The following is a 19,355-nucleotide window of genomic DNA, read 5'->3' as shown; positions in this document are numbered from 1 at the left end:
GCGTTCAGCCGGCCGGCCGCTGCGGCGGCGCGAGCGCGATGACCGCGTCGCGCATGCGGGCGAGGAACGTCGGCTTGTCTTCGTCGGCGTCGCGCGCCTCGTTCGCACCGAAATGCACCTTGCAGATCAGCGGCACGGGCCAGATCGCGCCCTTCGGCATGATGCGCTGCAGGTTCTCGAGGTAGACGGGCGCGAGCGCGACGTCCGGGAACTCGGTCGCGAGATGGAACAGCCCGCTCTTGAACGGTTGCGGCAAGACGTCGGCGCCGCGCGTGCCTTCCGGGAAGATGATGATCGAGTGACCCTGCCGCAGCGCGTCGCGCACCGGCTCCAACGGGTCGCCGCCGTTTTCGCGATGGCGGTCGATCAGCACGACGTTCAGCAGCTTCTGCGCGATGTGGCGCTTCAGGTTGCTGCTGTCCCAGTAGTCGCGCGCGGCGACCGGCCGCACGACCGCGCGCACGTTGCGCGGCAGCGCGGCGAGGATCGCGAGCGTGTCGATGTGGCTCGTATGGTTCGAGAAATAGATCTTCTGCGTCGGGGACGGCGGCGCCTGATGCCAGACGGGATACGCGCCGGCGACGAGCCGTACGATGGACAGCAGGAAGTCGCGCTGCCAGACGTTGAGGATGTTCATCGGCGCGTGGCCTCCTGCATGCATGCCCGGCCCGCTGCGCACGCGCGGCGGGCGGAACCCCGGAATGCCGGCGCGGCAGGATGCGCGCCGGACGGCTCTTGTTTAAATTTTTTCAAATTCGTGGCTGCCTGTCGCAGGTCCGCGATAATCGGACGATTCGCCGTCGCACGCTGGTGCGCCGCGGCGAATGCGCCGGTCGGCGGCGTGATGATCGGCTGTTGCACGAGTGCCCGTCTGCAGTTCGAAGGGTCTTGCTGCGATCGGGCCAGCGGATTATCGCGAGTTTCGCCGAAAAACGCCAGATTGCCGCCACACGGGCGGGCCGGGCCGGGCCGCCTGCTTGACGCATCGAGGCCGCTCGGCGACGATGAGGGCCGTTCAATCCAGGGCGACGAACGGCCGTTTCGCCGCCCGGGGCACGGTGGCGGGAAACGCATCCGACCGTGCCGCGCCGAATAAAACGAATACGAAACGATGAGCCTCTACGCACTCAAACCCAAATTCCAGAACCGTCTGCGCCCGTTCGCGAATTCGCTCGCCGAACGCGGCGTCACGGCCAACCAGGTCACGCTGTTCGCGGCCGGCGGCTCGATCGTCGTCGGCGCGCTCGCCGGGCTCGGCGTGTTCGCCCGCGTGCTGTTCCTGCTGATTCCGCTGTGGCTGTTCGTGCGCATGGCGCTCAACGCGATCGACGGGATGCTCGCGCGCGAGCACGGGCAGAAGAGCACGCTCGGCGCGTACCTGAACGAGCTGGGCGACATCGTGTCCGACGTCGCGCTCGTGCTGCCGTTTCTCGCCGTTCCCGCGTTCGCGCCGGCGGACGTCTGGCTGTTCGCGCTGACGGCGGTGATCGTCGAATGCGCGGGGCTGATCGGTCCGCTCGTCGGCGCGACGCGCCGCTACGACGGCCCGTTCGGCAAGAGCGACCGGGCGCTGGCCCTCGGCGCGTTCGCGCTGTGGATCGGCCTCGGCTTGCCCGTCGGCGGCGTCGCCGCGTGGCTGTGGCGGCTGTTGATCGTGCTGTCGATCGTGACGGCGGTGCGGCGCGTGCGGGCCGGTATCGCCGAAGCGGGCGGCTGACGGCCGCCGACACGAGAGCAGGATCGGCGCCGGAGGGCGGCGCCGCATGATTCGAATAACGAAACGAGAGAGATCGCATGAGCGCACGCACGGCCCGTGAGGCCGACTTCATCACGCACGACGGCGAAACGCTGTTCTATCGTCACTGGCCCGCGATGGGCGCACGCTGCCGCGGCGCCATCGTGCTGCTGCATCGCGGGCACGAACATTCGGCGCGCGTCGCGCACCTGGTCGACGAGCTCGACCTGCCGGATTTCGCGTTTTTTGCGTGGGACGCACGCGGCCACGGCCGCTCGCCGGGCGCGCGCGGCTACAGCCCGAGCGCGGCCGCATCGGTGCGCGACCTGCAGAGCTTCGTCGAGCATATCCGCGACACGCACGGCATCGCGATCGAGGAGATGGCCGTGGTCGGCCAGAGCGTCGGCGCGGTGCTCGCGGCGACCTGGGTGCACGACTACGCGCCGCCGATCCGCGCGCTCGTCGTCGCGTCGCCGGCATTCCACATCAAGCTCTACGTGCCGTTCGCGCGACCGGGGCTGCGACTGATACACAAGCTGCGCGGGCTGTTCTACGTGAACAGCTACGTGAAACCGAAATTCCTCACGCACGATCCCGAACGGATCGCGAGCTACGCGTCCGATCCGCTGATCACGCGGCCGATCGCGGTCAACATGCTGCTCGACCTGCACGATACCGCGCAGCGGATCGTCGCCGATGCGGCGGCGATCACCGTGCCGACGCAGTTGCTGATCTCGGGCGCCGACTGGGTCGTGCATCGCGGCCCGCAGGACCGCTTCTTCGAACGGCTCGGCTCGGCGCGCAAGGAGCGCATCGTGCTGCCGGGCTTCTACCACGACACGCTGGGCGAGCGCGACCGCGCGCAGGCGCTCGCGCCGCTGCGCGCGTTCGTGCTGCGCGAGTTCGATGCGCCGAGCCCGCGCGTGTCGCTCGTCGATGCCGATCGGCGCGGTGCGTTCCACGACGAATACGCGGCGCTCGGCCGGCCGCCGGCCAACGTGTTCGCACGGGCGTACTGGGCGCTCACGCGCGCCGGCCTGAAAGCCGGCGGCGCGCTGTCGGACGGCATCGCGCTCGGGCTGCGGCTCGGCTTCGATTCGGGCTCGACGCTCGACTACGTGTACCGCAATCGCGCGCAGGGGCGGCTCGGCATCGGCGCGCTGATCGACCGCACGTATCTCGATTCGCCGGGCTGGGTCGGCATTCGTCAGCGCAAGGTGCATCTGCAGGAGCTGATCGGCACGGCGATCGGCCGGTTGCGCGGGCTCGGCACGCCGGTGCGGATCGTCGACATCGCGGCCGGCCACGGGCGCTACGTGCTCGACGCGATCGCGATGGCCGCCGAGCGCGACGGCGCGGCGCCCGACGACATCACGCTGCGCGACTACAGCCCGCCGAACGTCGAGGCCGGGCGCGTGCTGATCGCGCAGCGCGGCCTCGAGCCGATCGCGCGCTTCGAGCGCGGCGATGCGTTCGACGAGGCGTCGCTCGCGGCGCTCGAGCCGCGGCCGACGCTGGCGATCGTGTCGGGCCTGTACGAGCTGTTCGGCGAGAACGCGCTGATCGAGCGCTCGCTGCGCGGGCTCGCGCAGGCCGTGCCGCCGGGCGGCTATCTCGTCTATACGGGGCAGCCGTGGCATCCGCAGCTCGAATTCATCGCGCGCGCGCTGAACAACCACCGCGGCGAGTCGACGTGGGTGATGCGCCGCCGTTCGCAGGCCGAAATGGACGAGCTCGTCGCACGGGCGGGCTTCCGCAAGCTCGACCAGCGGATCGACGAGAGGGGGATCTTCACGGTCAGCCTCGCGCAGCGGGTCGACGCGTCATGAGCGCGCTCGGCGGCGGCGCGGGAGCGGGCGCGAGCGGCGGGCTGGCCGAGCCGGCGGCCGGCGCGCGCGACGCGTCGTTCGCGCGGCGCTTGTGCTGGCTCGCGGCGATGGGCGCCGTGTTCTTCTCGACCTACGGCTTCGCGAACTGGCTCGCCGCGCGCCGCGCCGCGGTGCCCACGTTCGCGTTCGGCTGGGAGCATGCGATCCCGTTCGTGCCGTGGACGATCGTGCCGTACTGGTCGATCGACCTGCTGTATGCGCTGTCGTTCTTCTTCTGGACGCGCCGCGACGATCTGCTCGATCACGTGAAGCGGCTGCTGACCGTGCAGCTCGTGTCGGTCGCGTGCTTCATCGCGTGGCCGCTGCGCTTCGGCTTCGAGCGGCCCGACGCGGGCGGCGTGGCCGGCGCGCTGTTCACGCTGCTGATGGGTTTCGACAAGCCGTTCAACCAGGCGCCGTCGCTGCATATCGGCTTGCTCGTCGTGCTGTGGGCCGTCTATGCGAAGCACCTGCGCGGCACGTTCGCGCGCGCCGTGCTGCATCTGTGGTTCGCGGCGATCGGCGTGTCGGTGCTGACGACTTACCAGCATCACGCGATCGACGTGCCGACCGGCGCGGCGGTCGGCTGTCTTGCGCTGTTCCTGTTTCCGCTGCGCGATGCCGCGGGCCGATTGCCGGGCGCCGATGCGTCGCCGTCCGCGGCCGGTCGCGCGCTCGCGCGTCGCTATGCGTTCGGCGCCGCGCTGGTCGCAGTCGTGGCGCTGGCGCTGGCGTGCGTGCCGCGCGCGCCGGGCTGGGCACTGGCAGCGGGGTGGGTCGCACTGGCGCTCGCGTGCGTGGCGTGGGCCTACCGGCGCGGCGCGCCCGGCGCGTTCCAGAAGGATGCGCACGGACGGTTTCCGGTCTTCATCGGCTGGCTGCTCGCGCCGACGATCGCCGGCGCGTTCGTCAATTCGCGGCTGTGGACGTTCCGGCAACCGGCGCCGGTGCGGATCGACGCGCGCGTATCGATCGGCCGGACGCCGACGACGCGCGACATCCGGCGCCACGGCTTCACCGCGCTGGTCGACCTGACCGCCGAGATGCCGCGCTGGGCCGCGGCCGATGCATCGCTCGCGTATGCGTCGGTGCCGCAGCTCGATCTGGTCGCGCCGACGGCCGCGCAGCTCGCGCAGGCCGTCGCGGCGCTCGAACGCCTGCACGACGAAGGGCGCGACGTGCTGGTCTGCTGCGCGCTCGGCTACGGGCGCAGCGTGCTGTGCGCGGCCGCGTGGCTCGCCTTGCGGCGCGGGCTGACGGATGCGCGCGACGCGCTGGCCGCGGTGCGGGCGGTCCGGCCGCACGCGGTGTGGTCCGATGACGGCGTGGCCGTGCTGCAGCAGTGGATCGATCGGCGGCGCGACGCGGAGCGGGTGTGATGCGCGATCCGTCCGCATCGTTCCGGATTGCCGCCGCGCGCGGCGCGCTCGACGCGGGTGCGTGGGCAATCGCGGCCGCGCTGGCCGCGGCCGGCGCGGGCGGGTGGATCGCGGCAGGCTGGGCGCCGGCGACGCTCCCCCGCGTGCTGCTGGCCGTCGTCAGCACGGGGTCGGCGGTCGCGGCGCTGTGGTACGCGGTGCGCATCGCGATCGATCGGCGGCTCTTTGCGGCGCTCGCGCGGGTGGCGGACGGCGACGAGGCGGTCGACGGCGGGCTCGCGGCGCTCGACCGCGCACTCGCCGATCTGGGCTGGATCGATGCGGCGAAGGCCGGGCGCACGCTCGACGCGCGCGTGCGCGGCGCGGTCGGGCTGTGCCGGGCCGCCGTGCTCGTGGCGATCGTGCAGGGGCTCGTCGTCGGGATCGCGATCGCGGTGTCGCCGATCGGCTAGCGAGGTGCGTGTCGGGGCACGCGCGTGATCGACGGAAACCGGCTCCGCGTCATCGTGTTCCCAAGGGCTGGACCCAGGTCTTCGCGATCCCGACCTGCGTGGCGCTGCTGCACGCCCCGCGGGGCGGCCGACAGTGCGACGATTTGACCCAGGTCAGTTTTCCATGAAGAAAATCCGTCGCGAGACGCGCGCTTGCGGTAGCATACGCGCCGCTCGCGGCAGCGCGTTTCCGGGCGGCCTGCAACGGGCCGCCACCGGTGCCCGGCCAACTGAATCGCGTCGGCACGACGCCTTTCCGTTCGTCCGGCAGCAACGGCGCAATTCGTGCCATTCACTCTTCCTGCGCAGCCTTTCCAGGCGAACTGAGAAGTTTTTTCTTCTCATTCGCGAATCACGGTAAGTTTTATTCTGTTTTTGAGATAGTGTGACGAATGGGCAGGCGCCGGTGCCAGGCGCGCCGCAGCGCGACGAACGGATCATTGAAGAATCCACCGCGTCGTACCGATAAATGCAATCAGGCCATATATGAGGGGAAGCAGTGGGGATGTGCACGCACGGGCATAGCTGCTTTGCGCGCGTCGGTTTCGACGCGCAGGAGGACCGGACGGTCACGATGACGCGGGGCGGCGCATGAAGCCGGCCGTGTCGCTGTTCGTCCTGGCGGCCGCGATGACCGGCGCTTTCCACGCGGCCGCGCTGTCGGCCGCACCGATGCCGGCGGTGCCGGCCGCTGCCTCGACGGCCGCCGCCGGCCACGCGGCGGCACCGGATACCGCGCCGGCCGCGGCGCTTGCCCCTGCGCCGACAGCGGCCAGCGCCGCGGCCGCCGGCCTGCCGGCGACGACCGTGCACGTGCCGTTCGCGTCGCTCGGCGCGTTCGATCCGCTGCGCCTGCGCGGCGCGGACGATGCCCGCACGATCAACGCCGGCGTGCGGCTCGACCGCGTGGTCACGGGCGCGCGCTTGCGCCTGACCTACGCGTATTCGCCGTCGCTGGTCTTTCCGCTGTCGCACCTGAAGGTGTCGGTGAACGGCGAAGTGGTCGCGACCGTCCCGTTCGATGCGGCGCGCGCCGGGCGCACGGTGACGCAGGAGATCCCGATCGATCCGCGCTACTTTTCCGATTTCAACCAGATCGGCCTGCGCCTGATCGCCCACTACACGCTCGACCATTGCGAGGACCCGGCGAACTCGGCGCTGTGGGCCGACGTGAGCCCGACGAGCGAGCTGATCCTCGACGAATCGCCGGTGCGCCTGCCGAACGATCTCGCGCTGCTGCCCGCGCCGTTCTTCGACCGGCGCGACAACGGCCGCGTGCGGCTGCCGTTCGTGCTGCCGGCCACGCCCGATTCGGCGACGCTGCGCAGCGCGGGCGTGCTCGCGTCGTGGTTCGGCGCGCTGGCCGACTACCGGCATGCGCGCTTCCCGGTGTCGGCGGCGCTGCCGGCCGCCGACCAGGCCGTCGTGGTCGGCACGGCCGCGACGCTGCCGGCCGGTCTCGCGCTGCCGCAAGTCAACGGCCCGCTGCTCGCGGTCGCCGACAACCCGGCCGCGCCGGGACGCAAGCTGCTGGTCGTCACGGGCCGCACGGCGGCCGAGGTCGACGACGCGGTCGCGACGCTCGTGCTTGGCCGAGCGGCGCTGTCGGGGCCGGCGGCGACCGTCGCGCACGTCGATCTCGGCGCGCCGCGCAAGCCGTACGACGCGCCGCGCTGGCTGCCGGTGAACCGGCCGATCGCGTTCCGCGAGCTCGTGAACGACCCGCGCCAGCTCGAAGTGCGCGGCACGACGCCCGACGCGATCCGGCTGAACCTGCGCGTGCCGGCCGATCTGCATTCGTGGAACGGCGCGGGCGTGCCGATCACGCTGCGCTACCGCTATACGGCGCCGACCGTGCAGGACGATTCGACGCTCGCGGTCGAGATCAACGACCAGCTCGTGAAGTCGTACCGGCTCGGGCCGGCCCACGCGGAGGACGCGCACGGCCGCATGCAGCTGCCGCTGCTGTCGGTGCCGGAAGGGCGCGTGACGAGCGACGTCGACATTCCCGCGTTCCGCGTCGGCAGCGGCAACCAGCTGCAGTTCCGCTTCACGCTCGATTCGCAGAAGACGGGCCTGTGCTCGAGCACGGCCACCGAGCCGCAGCGCGCGGCGATCGATCCCGATTCGACGATCGACTTCTCGCATTTCGTCCATTACGCGCAATTGCCGAACCTCGCGTTCTTCGCGAACAGCGGCTTCCCGTTCACGCGCTTCGCCGACCTGTCGCAGACGGCCGTCGTGCTGCCCGAGCGGCCATCGCCGCAGGAGCTCGAGGCTTACCTGACGATGCTCGGCCACATGGGCGAATGGACCGGCTTCCCGGCGCTGCGCGTGCAGGTCGCGCGGCCCGGCGACGTCGCCGCGCTGTCGGGGCACAAGGATCTGCTCGTGATCGACGGCTCGCCGGCGTCGCCGCTGCTCGCGCACTGGCGTTCGGCGCTGCCGCTCGCGATCGGCGAGCAGGGCGGCGCAGGCGGTGGCGCGACGCGCGTCGCGTTCACGGTGAAGGAGCGCTGGCGCAACGGCGTGGGCGTCGCCGACGGCGGCGCGCACATCGAACAGACGGGCCCGCTCGCGGCGCTCGCCGGTTTCGAGCTGCCGGGCAGCCGCGGCCGCAGCGTCGTCGCGCTGACGGCGACCGACCCGCCGCGCCTCGGCGATCTGCTCGACGTGTTCGAGAACGCCGGGCTCGTGTCGCAGTTGCAAGGCGACCTCGCGCTGGTGCGGCCGGGGCAGGTCGACAGCCTGCGCGTCGGCGAGCCTTATGTGGTCGGCTTCGTGCCGTGGTACGCGCGCGTGTGGACGCAGGCGGCGCGGCATCCGGTCGTGCTCGGCGCGGTCGGCGTCGTCGCGGGGCTGCTGCTCGCGCTCGGCGTGTTCAGCGTGCTGCAGCGAATCGCCGCGCGTCGACGGGGGATGTAACGGATGGCGCGGGCAATGACGAAGCGACGGCCGACGCAGCCGGCGCGGCGCGTCGGCGCGACGCTCGCGCTGGCGGTCGCGGTGACGTGCGCGGCGGCCGGCCTGGCCACGCGCGCGCACGCCGCGGCGGCCGGTGCAGCCGATGCGGCGGGCGCCGGATGCAGCGCGGCGTGGCCGCGCTGGGACGCGTTCAAGCGCGATTTCGTCTCGGCCGACGGCCGCGTGATCGACGTCGGCTCGGCCGATTCGCGCACGGTATCGGAGGGGCAGGCGTATGGACTGTTCTTCGCGCTGGTCGCGAACGACCGGCGCATGTTCGACACGATCCTCGCCTGGACCGAGAACAACCTCGCGCAGGGCGACCTGAGCGCGCACCTGCCGGCGTGGCTGTGGGGCCGCGCACCCGACGGCGCGTGGCGCGTGCTCGACGCGAACGCGGCGTCGGACGCCGACCTGTGGATCGCGTATGCGCTCGTCGAGGCCGGGCGGTTGTGGCGCGAGCGCAGCTATACGGCGCGCGGCGCGTTGCTCGCGAAGCGCGTGCTCGACGCCGAGACGGCGACCGTGCCGGGCCTCGGCCTCACGCTGCTGCCGGGGCCGACCGGGTTCAAGCTGGCCAACGGCCAATGGCGCGTGAATCCGAGCTATTCGCCGCCGCAGGTGATTCGCGCGCTCGGCGCGCGGCTGCCCGACGACCGCCGCTGGGCCGCGCTGGCGGCCAGCACCGCTCGCGTGCTGCTCGACACCGCGCCGAAGGGTTTTTCGCCGGACTGGGCGCTGTATCGCGCGGGCAAGGGCTTCGCGCCCGACCCGGACACGCAGGCGGAGAGCGCGTACAACGCGATCCGCGTGTACCTGTGGGCCGGGATGCTCGACCGCGCCGATCCGCTCGCCGCGCCGCTGCTCGCGAAGTTCGCGCCGTTTGCCGACCATATCGCCGCGCATGGCGCGCCGCCGGAGAAGGTCGATACGACGACGGGCGCGGCGGGCCCGAACGACGGCAACGGCGGCTTCTCCGCGGCGGCCGTGCCGTTTCTCGACGCGCGCGGTCAGCACACGCTCGCGGATGCGCAGGCGGCCCGCGTCGATACGCTCGCGCGCCAGTCGGCGCCCGGCTATTACACGAGCGTGCTGACGCTGTTCGGCCTCGGTTGGCGCGACGGCCGCTACCGGTTCGAGGCGGACGGCACGCTCGACACGCGCTGGGGAGGCCGTTCGTGCGCCGCCCGCTGAAGCGCGCCGCGCCGCACGTCGCGGGACTCGCGTGGCTCGCATCGTCGGTGTGCGCCGCGGCGCCGGGCGCTGTCCCGGGCACGGCGGCGGCGACCCCCGCGACGCCGGCGACCTCGGCCGCCGTCGATGCGCGGCGCGAGCTCGACACCGCGCGGATGTGGGGCATCAAGCATCGCGACGATCTCGCACGCGATGCGTTGCGCAAGGGCCTGTTGATCGCACCGGGCGATCCCGATCTGCTGGCCGAACAGGTGCGTGTGCTGCTGCGGCTCGGCGATGCCAAAGGCGCGCAGGCGTCGCTGGCGCGGCTGCAGGCGCAGTCGCCGGATGCGCCTCGCACGCGGCGGGCGGCCGACGAATACCGCGTCGCGACGAGCGGGCGCGGCGAGATGGCGCAGATCCGGCTGCTCGCGCGCAGCGGCCGCGCCGACGAGGCGGCTCGAAGAATCGTCGCGCTGTTTCCGAACGGCGCGCCGTCGGGTGCGCTCGGCGCCGAGTATTACCAGATCGTGTCGAATGCGCCGGGCGGCCGCGAGCCGGCGATCGCCGCGCTGCGCCGCGCGATCGCCGCCGATCCGCGGGACACGAGTGCATCGGTCGCGCTCGCGCGGCTGTTGAACCAGCGCGACGACACGCGCGCGGAAGCGAACCGGATCGCGTCGTCGCTCGCGAAGCGCACCGACGCGGACCACACCGAAGCGATGGCGCTGTGGCGGCGCGTGCTGCAGTCGGCCGGCAGCGATCCCGCGTATCTCGATGCGCTGCACGCGTATCTCGCGCTCGCGCCGGACGACACCGAATTCCGCGATCGCGCCGCCGACCTCGACCGGCAGCGCGACGCGCAGCGCCGGCTCGAACGCGATCCCGACTACATCGCGCAGCAGCGCGGGTTGCAGGCACTGGCGCGCGGCGACCTGGCCGCCGCCGACCCGCTGCTCGCGCGTGCCGCGCGGGCGCGGGCGGACGACGCCGATGCGCTGGGCGGGCTCGGCCTGCTGCGGCTGCGCGAAGGGCGGCACGACGAAGCGCGTGCGCTGTTCGCGCGGGCCGCGACGCGTGCGACCGACCAGCGCGGCAAGTGGCAAAGCCTCGCGCGTACCGCGCAGTTCTGGGGGCTGCTCGCCCAGGGCCGCGAGGCGGCCGGCGCGGGCCGCCCGCGCGATGCCGAGCGCGCCGCGCGTGCGGCGCTCGCGATGCAGCCGGACAACCCGGACGCGAAGCTTCAGCTCGCCGATGCGCTGCTCGCGCAGCGCGACTGGGCGCACGCGGAGCCATTGCTGCGCGGCTTGCTGGCCGCACGCTCGCCGAGCCTGTCGGCCGTGCGCGACACGGCCACGCTGTACGAAAACACCGGCCGCGCGGACCGGATCGGCCCGCTGCTCGATGCGTTGCAAGGGCGCGTGACGGGGGCCGACGATCGCCGCGCGCTCGACGGCCTGCGCGGCGACGTGCTCGCGAACGAGGCACGGGCGCTGGCCGACAAGGGCGCGCGCGGCCCCGCCGCGCAACGTTACGAGGCGGCCGTGCGCGCGGCGCCCGACGCGCCGTGGACGCGCTTCGCGCTCGCGCGCCTCTATCGCGACATGGGGTTGCCGCAGCTCGGCCGCACGGTGATGGACGACGGGCTCGCGCTCAGCGATACGCCCGAGATGCGCTACGCGAACGCGCTGTACCGCAATTCGCTCGACGATGTCGCGGGCGCGCAGGCCGCGCTGGCGCCGGTCGACGATGCGCACCGTTCGGACGGGATGCGCGTGCTGGCGCGCAAGCTCGATGCGGAAAGCGCGCTGGCCGACGCGCGCGGCGCGCATGCCCGCGGCGACCGCACGGCCTTCGCCGCCACGCTCGCGCACGCGCAGGCAAGCGCGCCGGACGATCCCGACATGCTGGCCGCGATCGGCGCGCAGTGGATCGACGCGGGCGACGCCGAGCGCGGCCTCGCGCCGCTGCGCGACTGGATCGCCGCGCATCCGCGCGAAGCCGATGCCGACCTGCGGTTGCGCTACGGCGACCTGCTCGGCGGCGCGGGTCGCGACGATGCGCTCGCCGCATGGCTCGACACGCTGCGTCGCGACCCGGCGCTGACGTCCGCGCAGACGGCACGGCTCGAGGACCAGTCGCTGCGGCTCGCGCTGCGGCAGACCGACGACGCGATCGCGCGACAGGATTACGCACAGGCGCGCACGCTGCTCGATCGCGCGAGCCCGGCCGGCCGCGCGGACAAGCGCTATGCGCTCGAACTTGCCGACCTCGAACGCGCACAGGGCCATTACGACGCGGCTCGCGATGCGCTCGCGCCGGTCGTGGCGCGCGCGCCGGACGACGCCGATACGCAGCTCGCGCTGGCCCGGATCGACGAGGACAGCGGCAACCGCGTCGCCGCCCGCGCGCGCGTGCAGGCCGTGCTGGCGCGCACGCCGGACGACGACGTCGACACGCAACTGTCGGCCGTGCGCCGCCTGAACGCGCTGCGCCGCCCGGACGAAGCCGCGCAGGTGACCGAGCGGCTGCAGGCCGCGTATCCGGCGCGCGCCGACGTGACGGTCGCGGCCGGGCGCGTGGCCGAGGCGCAGGGCCGCTATGACGATGCGGCGTCGCTGTACCGGCTGTCGCTGTCGCAGGAACGCGCGACAGGCGCGAGCCCGGGGCGCGACGGTCTCACGCCCGCGCAGGCCGCGTTCGCGGATCTGCGGCAGCGGCGCAATCCCGAGATCGAGACCGGCTGGATACCCGCGTACAAATCGGGCGACGAAGGCATCTCGTCGTATCGCGCACAGCAGGTGCCGATCTACATGCAGATGCCGGTCCGCTACGACGGGCATGTGTTCGCGCAGCTCGATACCGTGCATCTCGATCCGGGCACGCTCGACACGAGCGTGCCGGACGCGTATTCGCTCAAGACATTTGGCACGTACGCGGCGCTCAGGGCACAGACGAATCCGCAGGCCGCCGCGCTGATCGCGAACCCGCCGGGCTCGCTGCACCAGTCGACGACGGGCGTGGCACTCGGCGCCGGCTATCTGTCCGACGCGTGGCGCGTCGATCTCGGCACGTCGCCGCTCGGCTTCCCGGTGCATTACCTCGTCGGCGGCGTGCGCTATCGCTTCGACGCGGGCCCCGCGAGCTTCTCCGTGAATGCGTCGCGGCGGCCGGAAACGAGCAGCGTGCTGTCGTACGCGGGGATGCGCGACCCGTGGACGGGTGCGGTGTGGGGCGGCGTGCGCCGCGACGGCGTGAACCTGCGCGCGTCGGTCGACGTCGGCCGCACGAACCTGTTCGCGGAACTCGGCGCGGGCGTGCTGTCCGGCCGCAACGTCGAACGCAATGCGGAAGTCACGCTGCGCACCGGCTTCACGGTGCCCGTGTACGAACGCGCGACGACGAAGGTCAGCACCGGGCTCGTCGGCAATGCGTGGCACTACGCGCAGAACCTGCGCTACTACACGTACGGGCAGGGCGGTTACTACAGCCCGCAGCGCTACCTGTCGCTCGGCGTGCCGATCGAATGGGCGGGGCGGCACGATGCGCTGTCGTGGGATCTGACCGTCACGGGCGGGATCTCGAACAGCGACGAGAAGGATTCGCTGTATTACCCGACGTTCTCGGACCAGCGGGCCGCGCAAGTGGCGGCCGGGTTCGTCTATGCGGGCAGCTCGACGCGCGGCGTGTCGTTCTCGTACGGCGTGAACGGCATCGCCGAGTATCGCGTGAATCCGTACCTGAGCATCGGCGCGCAGTTGCACATCGACCGGTCGCACGACTATGCGCCGAGCTCGGCACTCGTCTACCTGCGCTATGCATTCGACGCGCGCGCGCAGCGCAGCTGGCTCGTCACGCCGACGCCCGTGCGGCTTTATTCGGATTACTAGGGTCTGTTTACATATGGAACGTACATGCGAATGCCCGAAATCGCGCGTAGGGCGAAAAGTGAGGGACGCCGTTTGGCCGTGCCAGACGCCCCGCGGGAAGTCCCCTTGGGGGACAAGCGACGCGCGTCGCCGCCATACGGGCGATTTCGGGCATTCGCCTGATATGAATTCATTAATTTGGGGTTGCCACGAGAGCGGCCGCTCGCGAGGCGCGCGACGCCCCGAATACTTGACGTATTCGCAAGGAGCGCAACGCGGCGAGTGGCCGTTCTCGTGGCAGCGCATGCACGTTCCGGATGTAAACAGACCCTAGGGGAACGCCGTGACTACGGAATTCGATGCCACCCGCTCCGCGCCCGGCGCCACCGGCCTGGCCGACCGCCTGCGCGCGCTGCTGCGCGTCGGGCCGGCGGGCGGCCGCGCCGGTGCACCGGGCCGGCTCGCGATCGACGGTCTGCCCGACACCTGGACGCAACTGGAAGCCGGCGGCCTTTACGCGATCTACGCGGCCGGCGGCACGCCGGGCTGCGATGCGCTCGTCTGGGAAAGCGCGCGCCAGGCGCGCACGCGCGACGTGACCGTCGTGCTGGCGCGCGATCCGGCGCAGGTCGCCGCGCAGATGGCGTCGCTCGGCTTCGCGGGCGGTGCGCAGCCGGCCGGCTGGCCGCGCCACCTGAACGTGCTGGCGATGCCGCCGGCGGCCGAGCCGGCCGACGACGGCGCCGCTGCCGACGCGGCCGGCAGCGCGCCGCATCGCGCGGCGCCGGGCCCGTTCGCGCGGTTGACCGGCGGCTTGCGCGCGATGAAGCGCTACGGATTTCACGCGCGTTCGCTGTATTTCGTCGAAAGCGCCCAGCGGTGGTTCAGCTGGGACGATCCGGCCGTGCTCGCGGATGAAGCAGCCGCGCTGGCCGACTGGTGCCGCACGCACCGGATCGCGCTCGTGCTGCTGCTCGACGCCGAAACGACCCGTGCGGGCGACGACCCGCGCACCGACGATGCGCCGCTCGTGCGCGATGCCGATCGTACGTCGCGCAGCGGCTTTCACGGGATCTGCTCGGGCGTCGCGCAATTGCAGCGCACGCATGGCGAGCTGCTGTGGGTCGTCGATTTCTGGCGCGCGGGCGACACGCTCGCGGCCGGCGAGGTGCGAGCGCTGCGCTTCGCGCCGGACGGCCGGCTGTCGGCGAGCGTCGATGGCGGCGCGATCGAGCCGGCGCACCGGATGAAGCTCGCGCACGACGAGGATCGCGTGGTGGTCAGCCGCGCGGTGCTCGACGGCGCGAGCCGCGTGCCGGACGGCTGGGAGCTCGTCGACGACAACGCGGCTGTCGTCGCCGCGTGCGCGAGCGCGCAGGCCGCGACCGCGGTGCTCGTGTTCCGCTCGCATGCGCAGCTCGAAGCGTTGTGCGCGGACGTGCACGCGCTGCGCCGGGAGTGCGGCGGCGCGCTGAAGATCGCCGTCGTCGAGCGCGGCGAGGTGCTGCGCCAGCAGTTCGAGATGCTCGTGCTGAGCGTCGGCGCGAACCGGGTCGTCGCGCGCGACCTGCCCGTGTCGCGGATGCAGGCGGCCGTGCACGCGCTGCGCGGCCAGCTCTATGCGCGCCCCGTCGCGGCCGACTATCGCGCGGCGCTCGCGGCGGCGCTCGGCGATTCGGTGCTCGGCTATCTGCCGGTCGGCGCGTTCTGCCAGCGGATTCGCGCGGTGCTCGACCGCGGCGCGGTGCTCGCGCTGCCGCACACGCTCGCGAAGCTCACGCTGCTGCCGGGCGTGTCGCACGTCGACGCGTTGCGGCACTGCCGGCCGCGCCGTACGGGCGACATCGTGACGGCCGACGCCGCACACCTGTTCGTGTTCCTGTTCTCCTGCGGGCCGATCGACGCCGACGACGCGCTCGCGCGGATCTTCGACGTGCCGGTCGATACGCTGTCCGACCGCGTCGTGTGCCTCGGGCAGGGCAGCATCGATACCGAGCTCGATGCGCTGGAGGCCGAGAACCGGCGCACACCGATCGCCGACTACAGCGACCTGTTCGCGGCGAAGCAGCCGGCGCGCGCCGCGGCCGCGCCCGTCGGTCCCGATGCGGCCTTGCCCGACGCAAGCGCGGTGAGCGACGCGATCGATGCGATCGACACCGTCGTCGCGCTCGACGCGATCGGCGTGCGGCAGGCGTCCGCATTCGCCGCCGTCGACGCCGCGGCGCCGGCCCCCGTCATTCCCGCCGCGCGTGCACGCGGCGCCGTCCGCAGCGCGATGCCGCTGCGCAAGCAGGAGGATGCATGATCGCCGAACTCGTCATCGGTTTCATCGTCGGTATCGTGATCGCGGTGCCGGTGTGGATCGTCGCGCAGCACCTCGGCATCGGCCGCGGCTTTCGCGCGCCGCGCGGCCTCGACCGGCGCGACGCGGTGCCGTGCGAACTCGTGCCGGTCGCGCTGCGCGGCCGCCTGCTTCCGGGCGCCGGCGGTGACCCAGCCGATGAACGCGCCAAACCCGACCAATCCGACGACAAGGCGGCCCGATGAAGACGATCGCCATCACGTCGACCACGGGCGGCGCGGGCCGCACGACGCTTGCCGCCGCGCTCGCGGTGCTGCTCGCGCGCCGCGGCCGGCCGGTCGTCGCCGTCGAATTCGATGCACAGAACCTGATGGGCGCGGCGCTCGGCCTCGACACGCTCGCCGAACACGGTCTCGCGCACAGCCTGCTGGGCGGCGCCGAACCGTGGCACGCGCACACGTGGCGCAACGCCGACGGCGTGTTGTTCGTGCCGTACGGGCAGGTCGACGCGGCCGGCGCCGCCGCGTGCGATGCGCGGCTCGCGGCCGATCCGGCCTGGCTGTCGCGCGCGCTCGACGAGATCGCGCTGCCGGTCGACGGCGTCGTGCTGGTCGACACCGCCCGCTATCCGTCGCCGCAGGCCGGGCAGGCGATCCTTTGCGCGGACCTGACGCTCGTCGTCGTGCCGCCGGAGCCGGCCGCCTGCGCGACGACGGCCGCGCGGCTCGGTGCGCTGCGGGCCGGCGGCGGCGAGCTGCAGATCGTCGTGAACCGGCTGAACCCGGCGCGCGACATGCAGCGCGACGCGCTGGCGATGCTGCGCGCGGTCGCGGGGCCGGCGTCGGTGCTCGAACAGCGCATCCATGTCGATGCGGCCGTGCCCGAAGCGCTCGCGCGCGGCAGCTGGATCTTCGACGACGCGCCGTATTCGCAGGCGTCGCACGACCTGAACGGCGTCGCCAACTGGGTCGATGCGTGGTTGACGGCGGCCGTCGCGGGCCGAACCGGAGCGGCGCGATGAACGCCGCGTTCGCGTCGCGACTGCGCGCGTTCGGCCGTCGCGCGGCGGACTGGTGCGCACGCGGCATCGGGCTGCCGGCGCAACGCACGCGGGTGGATTGGTTCGTGCGGCTGTTCTTCCACGCACCGCCGCCCGGCCGCCCCGATCCCGTGCGCCGCTGGGTGCGCGTCGCGTTCCTGCGGCTCGCACACGACTGGGGCGTGCTGCAGCCGCTCAGCGTGCGCGAATGGCTGTGGCGCGCGATCGTGCGTGCACCGCGCGCGGCCGACGGCCGGCCCGCGCGCGATCCGCTCGCATGGTTCGATACGTTCGTGGTGCCCGTCTACGTGGCCGGGCGCGCGGTCGGCCGGCGCGTCAACGCGATGCTCGAGCGTCTGCCGTGGGCGCGCTGGGGCGGCTGGCTCGATGCGCGCGCGAACGGCGTCGGCCGGCGCCGCTGGCTCGCGCCGCTGCTGCTCGTGGCCGGCGCGGTGCTGTGGGCCGCGGCCGGGATGTCGCCGCTGATGCCGGGCGCGCAGTTCGCGTTCTTCGCGATCGTCGCGGTGCTGGCGCTCGCGCTGCGCCGCCTGCCGGGCCACCTGCCGACCCTCGCGCTCGCGTCGCTCGCGCTGCTCGCGACGGTGCGCTACGTGTGGTGGCGCACGACGCAGACGCTCGACTTCCGCGGCCCGGTCGAAGCCGTCGCCGGCTACCTGCTGTACGGCGCCGAAGCGTATACGTGGATGATCCTGCTGCTCGGCTTCGTGCAGACCGCGTGGCCGCTCGACCGGCCGATCGTGCCGCTGCCCGACGATCCGGACACCTGGCCGACCGTCGACATCTACATTCCGACCTACAACGAACCGCTGTCGGTCGTGAAGCCGACGGTGTTCGCCGCGCAGAGCATCGACTGGCCGAGCGCGAAGCTGCGCGTGTACCTGCTCGACGACGGCCGGCGCCCGGCGTTCGCGGCGTTCGCGGCCGAGGCCGGCATCGGCTACCTGACGCGCGACGACAACCGGCACGCGAAGGCCGGCAACATCAACCGCGCGCTGCCGCGGACGCACGGCGAGTACATCGCGATCTTCGACTGCGATCACGTGCCGACGCGCTCGTTCCTGCAGACGACGATGGGCGTGTTCCTGCGCGACCCGAAGTGCGCGCTCGTACAGACGCCGCACCATTTCTTCTCGCCCGATCCGTTCGAGCGCAACCTCGGCACGTTCCGCGAGGTGCCGAACGAGGGCAACCTGTTCTACGGCCTCGTGCAGTCCGGCAACGACCTGTGGAACGCGTCGTTCTTCTGCGGATCGTGCGCGGTGCTCAAGCGCAGTGCGCTGGAGGCGGTCGGCGGCGTCGCGGTCGAGACCGTGACCGAGGATGCACATACCGCGCTCAAGCTGCATCGGCGCGGCTATACGTCGGCGTACCTGCCGACCGTGCAGGCGGCCGGCCTCGCGACGGAAAGCCTCGCCGGGCACGTGAAGCAGCGCACGCGCTGGGCGCGCGGGATGGCGCAGATCTTCCGCATCGACAACCCGTTCCTCGGGCGCGGGCTCGGCCTGATCCAGCGGATCTGCTACGGCAACGCGATGCTGCACTTCTTCTACGGGATTCCGCGGCTGGTGTTCCTGACGATCCCGCTCGCGTACCTGTTCTTCCATCTGTACTTCATCAACGCGTCGTCGCTCGCGCTCGCGAGCTACGTGATCCCGTATCTCGTGCTCGCGAACATCGCGAATTCGCGCATGCAGGGCCGCTACCGGCATTCGTTCTGGGCCGAGGTCTACGAATCGGTGCTCGCGTGGTACATCGCGCTGCCGACCACCGTCGCGTTCTTCAGCCCGAAGCACGGCAAGTTCAACGTGACCGACAAGGGCGGCAAGATCGACGAAGGCTACGTCGACTGGTCGACGTCGAAGCCGTATCTGGTGCTGTTCGCGCTGAACGTGCTCGCGATCGTCGCCGGCCTGTGGCGGCTCGTGACCGAGCAGGGCGACGAGGCGTCGACGATCCTGATCACGCTCGGCTGGACCGCGTACAACCTCGCGATGCTCGGCGCGGCGCTGGCCGTCGCGCGCGAGACCAAGCAGGTGCGCGTCACGCACCGGATCGCGATGCGCGTGCCGGCGATGCTGCTGCTCGCCGACGGCTCGACCGCCGCGTGCTTCACGAGCGACTACTCGACCGGCGGCCTCGGGCTCGAAGCGGTGCCGGGGCTGCCGCTCGCGGTCGGCGACACGCTGGCGGTGTGCGTGACGCGCGGCGACCGCGCGTTCCCGTTCCCGGTGCGCGTGACCCGCGTGACGCCGACCCATGTCGGCGTGAGCTTCGAGGCGCTGACGCTCGAACAGGAGCGTCAGCTCGTGCAATGCACGTTCGGCCGCGCGGATGCGTGGCTCGACTGGCACGAAGGCGCGCGGCCCGACACGCCGCTCGGCGGGCTCAAGGAAGTGCTGCGGATCGGGCTGGACGGTTACGTACGGATGTGGAAGGGGGCGGCGCGCGGCCTGCAGGCCATGCTCGCGCCGAAACTCGATGGCGCGCGCGACTGACGCGGCGCGTATCACGGAG

12 protein-coding genes are annotated in these 19,355 nt (G+C 72.3%); 11 read left to right on the top strand and 1 reads right to left on the bottom strand.

The features are described 5' to 3' along the window. Window positions 1–4: 4 nt before the first annotated feature. Window positions 5–637 (bottom strand): lysophospholipid acyltransferase family protein, encoded by a 633-nt coding sequence (locus tag HWX62_RS08010; RefSeq protein ID WP_175929391.1) that lies wholly within the window; start codon window positions 635–637, stop codon window positions 5–7. A 474-nt stretch (window positions 638–1,111) separates the two neighbouring features. Here HWX62_RS08010 and HWX62_RS08005 point away from each other — a divergent pair, with 474 nt between their 5' ends. The 11 genes from HWX62_RS08005 to bcsA all read left to right on the top strand — a co-directional run bounded on the left by HWX62_RS08005 (window position 1,112) and on the right by bcsA (window position 19,336). Beyond that, complete coding sequence (locus tag HWX62_RS08005) at window positions 1,112–1,717, top strand: CDP-alcohol phosphatidyltransferase family protein (RefSeq protein WP_175929390.1); 606 nt, start codon at window positions 1,112–1,114, stop codon at window positions 1,715–1,717. A 77-nt stretch (window positions 1,718–1,794) separates the two neighbouring features. Next, a complete protein-coding gene (locus HWX62_RS08000; protein ID WP_175929389.1) occupies window positions 1,795–3,564 on the top strand; it encodes a bifunctional alpha/beta hydrolase/class I SAM-dependent methyltransferase in 1,770 nt (589 codons plus the stop codon). Then, window positions 3,561–4,982 (top strand): phosphatase PAP2/dual specificity phosphatase family protein, encoded by a 1,422-nt coding sequence (locus HWX62_RS07995; protein WP_175929388.1) that lies wholly within the window; start codon window positions 3,561–3,563, stop codon window positions 4,980–4,982. The genes HWX62_RS08000 and HWX62_RS07995 overlap by 4 nt, the downstream gene beginning before the upstream one ends. Next, the gene (locus HWX62_RS07990; protein WP_175929387.1) at window positions 4,982–5,434 is read left to right on the top strand and encodes a hypothetical protein; all 453 of its coding nucleotides are present in this window, start codon (window positions 4,982–4,984) and stop codon (window positions 5,432–5,434) included. Before HWX62_RS07995 ends, HWX62_RS07990 begins: the two co-directional genes overlap by 1 nt. A gap of 630 nt (window positions 5,435–6,064) precedes the next feature. Next, entirely contained in the window at window positions 6,065–8,398 is a 2,334-nt protein-coding gene (bcsB, locus tag HWX62_RS07985; protein WP_175929386.1) for a cellulose biosynthesis cyclic di-GMP-binding regulatory protein BcsB, read from the top strand. Window positions 8,399–8,401: 3 nt separating this feature from the next. Beyond that, window positions 8,402–9,631, top strand: coding sequence for a cellulose synthase complex periplasmic endoglucanase BcsZ (gene bcsZ, locus HWX62_RS07980; protein ID WP_175929385.1), 1,230 nt, complete (start codon window positions 8,402–8,404; stop codon window positions 9,629–9,631). Then, window positions 9,616–13,500, top strand: coding sequence for a cellulose synthase subunit BcsC-related outer membrane protein (locus tag HWX62_RS07975; protein ID WP_175929384.1), 3,885 nt, complete (start codon window positions 9,616–9,618; stop codon window positions 13,498–13,500). Before bcsZ ends, HWX62_RS07975 begins: the two co-directional genes overlap by 16 nt. 322 nt (window positions 13,501–13,822) lie before the next feature. Further along, entirely contained in the window at window positions 13,823–15,784 is a 1,962-nt protein-coding gene (gene bcsE / locus HWX62_RS07970) for a cellulose biosynthesis protein BcsE (protein ID WP_175929383.1), read from the top strand. Next, window positions 15,781–16,026 carry a hypothetical protein gene (locus tag HWX62_RS07965; protein WP_175929382.1) on the top strand — a complete coding sequence of 82 codons (246 nt, stop codon included), beginning with the start codon at window positions 15,781–15,783 and terminating at the stop codon, window positions 16,024–16,026. The genes bcsE and HWX62_RS07965 overlap by 4 nt, the downstream gene beginning before the upstream one ends. Continuing rightward, a complete protein-coding gene (gene bcsQ, locus HWX62_RS07960) occupies window positions 16,023–16,802 on the top strand; it encodes a cellulose biosynthesis protein BcsQ (protein ID WP_175929381.1) in 780 nt (259 codons plus the stop codon). The genes HWX62_RS07965 and bcsQ overlap by 4 nt, the downstream gene beginning before the upstream one ends. Next, window positions 16,799–19,336, top strand: a complete 2,538-nt coding sequence (gene bcsA, locus HWX62_RS07955) for a UDP-forming cellulose synthase catalytic subunit (RefSeq protein WP_175929380.1) — start codon at window positions 16,799–16,801, stop codon at window positions 19,334–19,336. The genes bcsQ and bcsA overlap by 4 nt, the downstream gene beginning before the upstream one ends. The last annotated feature ends 19 nt before the right edge of the window (window positions 19,337–19,355 follow it).

Origin of the sequence: Burkholderia sp. BCC0506, assembly GCF_902833145.1 — a bacterium.
Taxonomy (GTDB): domain Bacteria; phylum Pseudomonadota; class Gammaproteobacteria; order Burkholderiales; family Burkholderiaceae; genus Burkholderia.
Note: the sequence above shows the minus strand (reverse complement) of the source record. Positions and strands in the feature narration are given on the sequence as shown.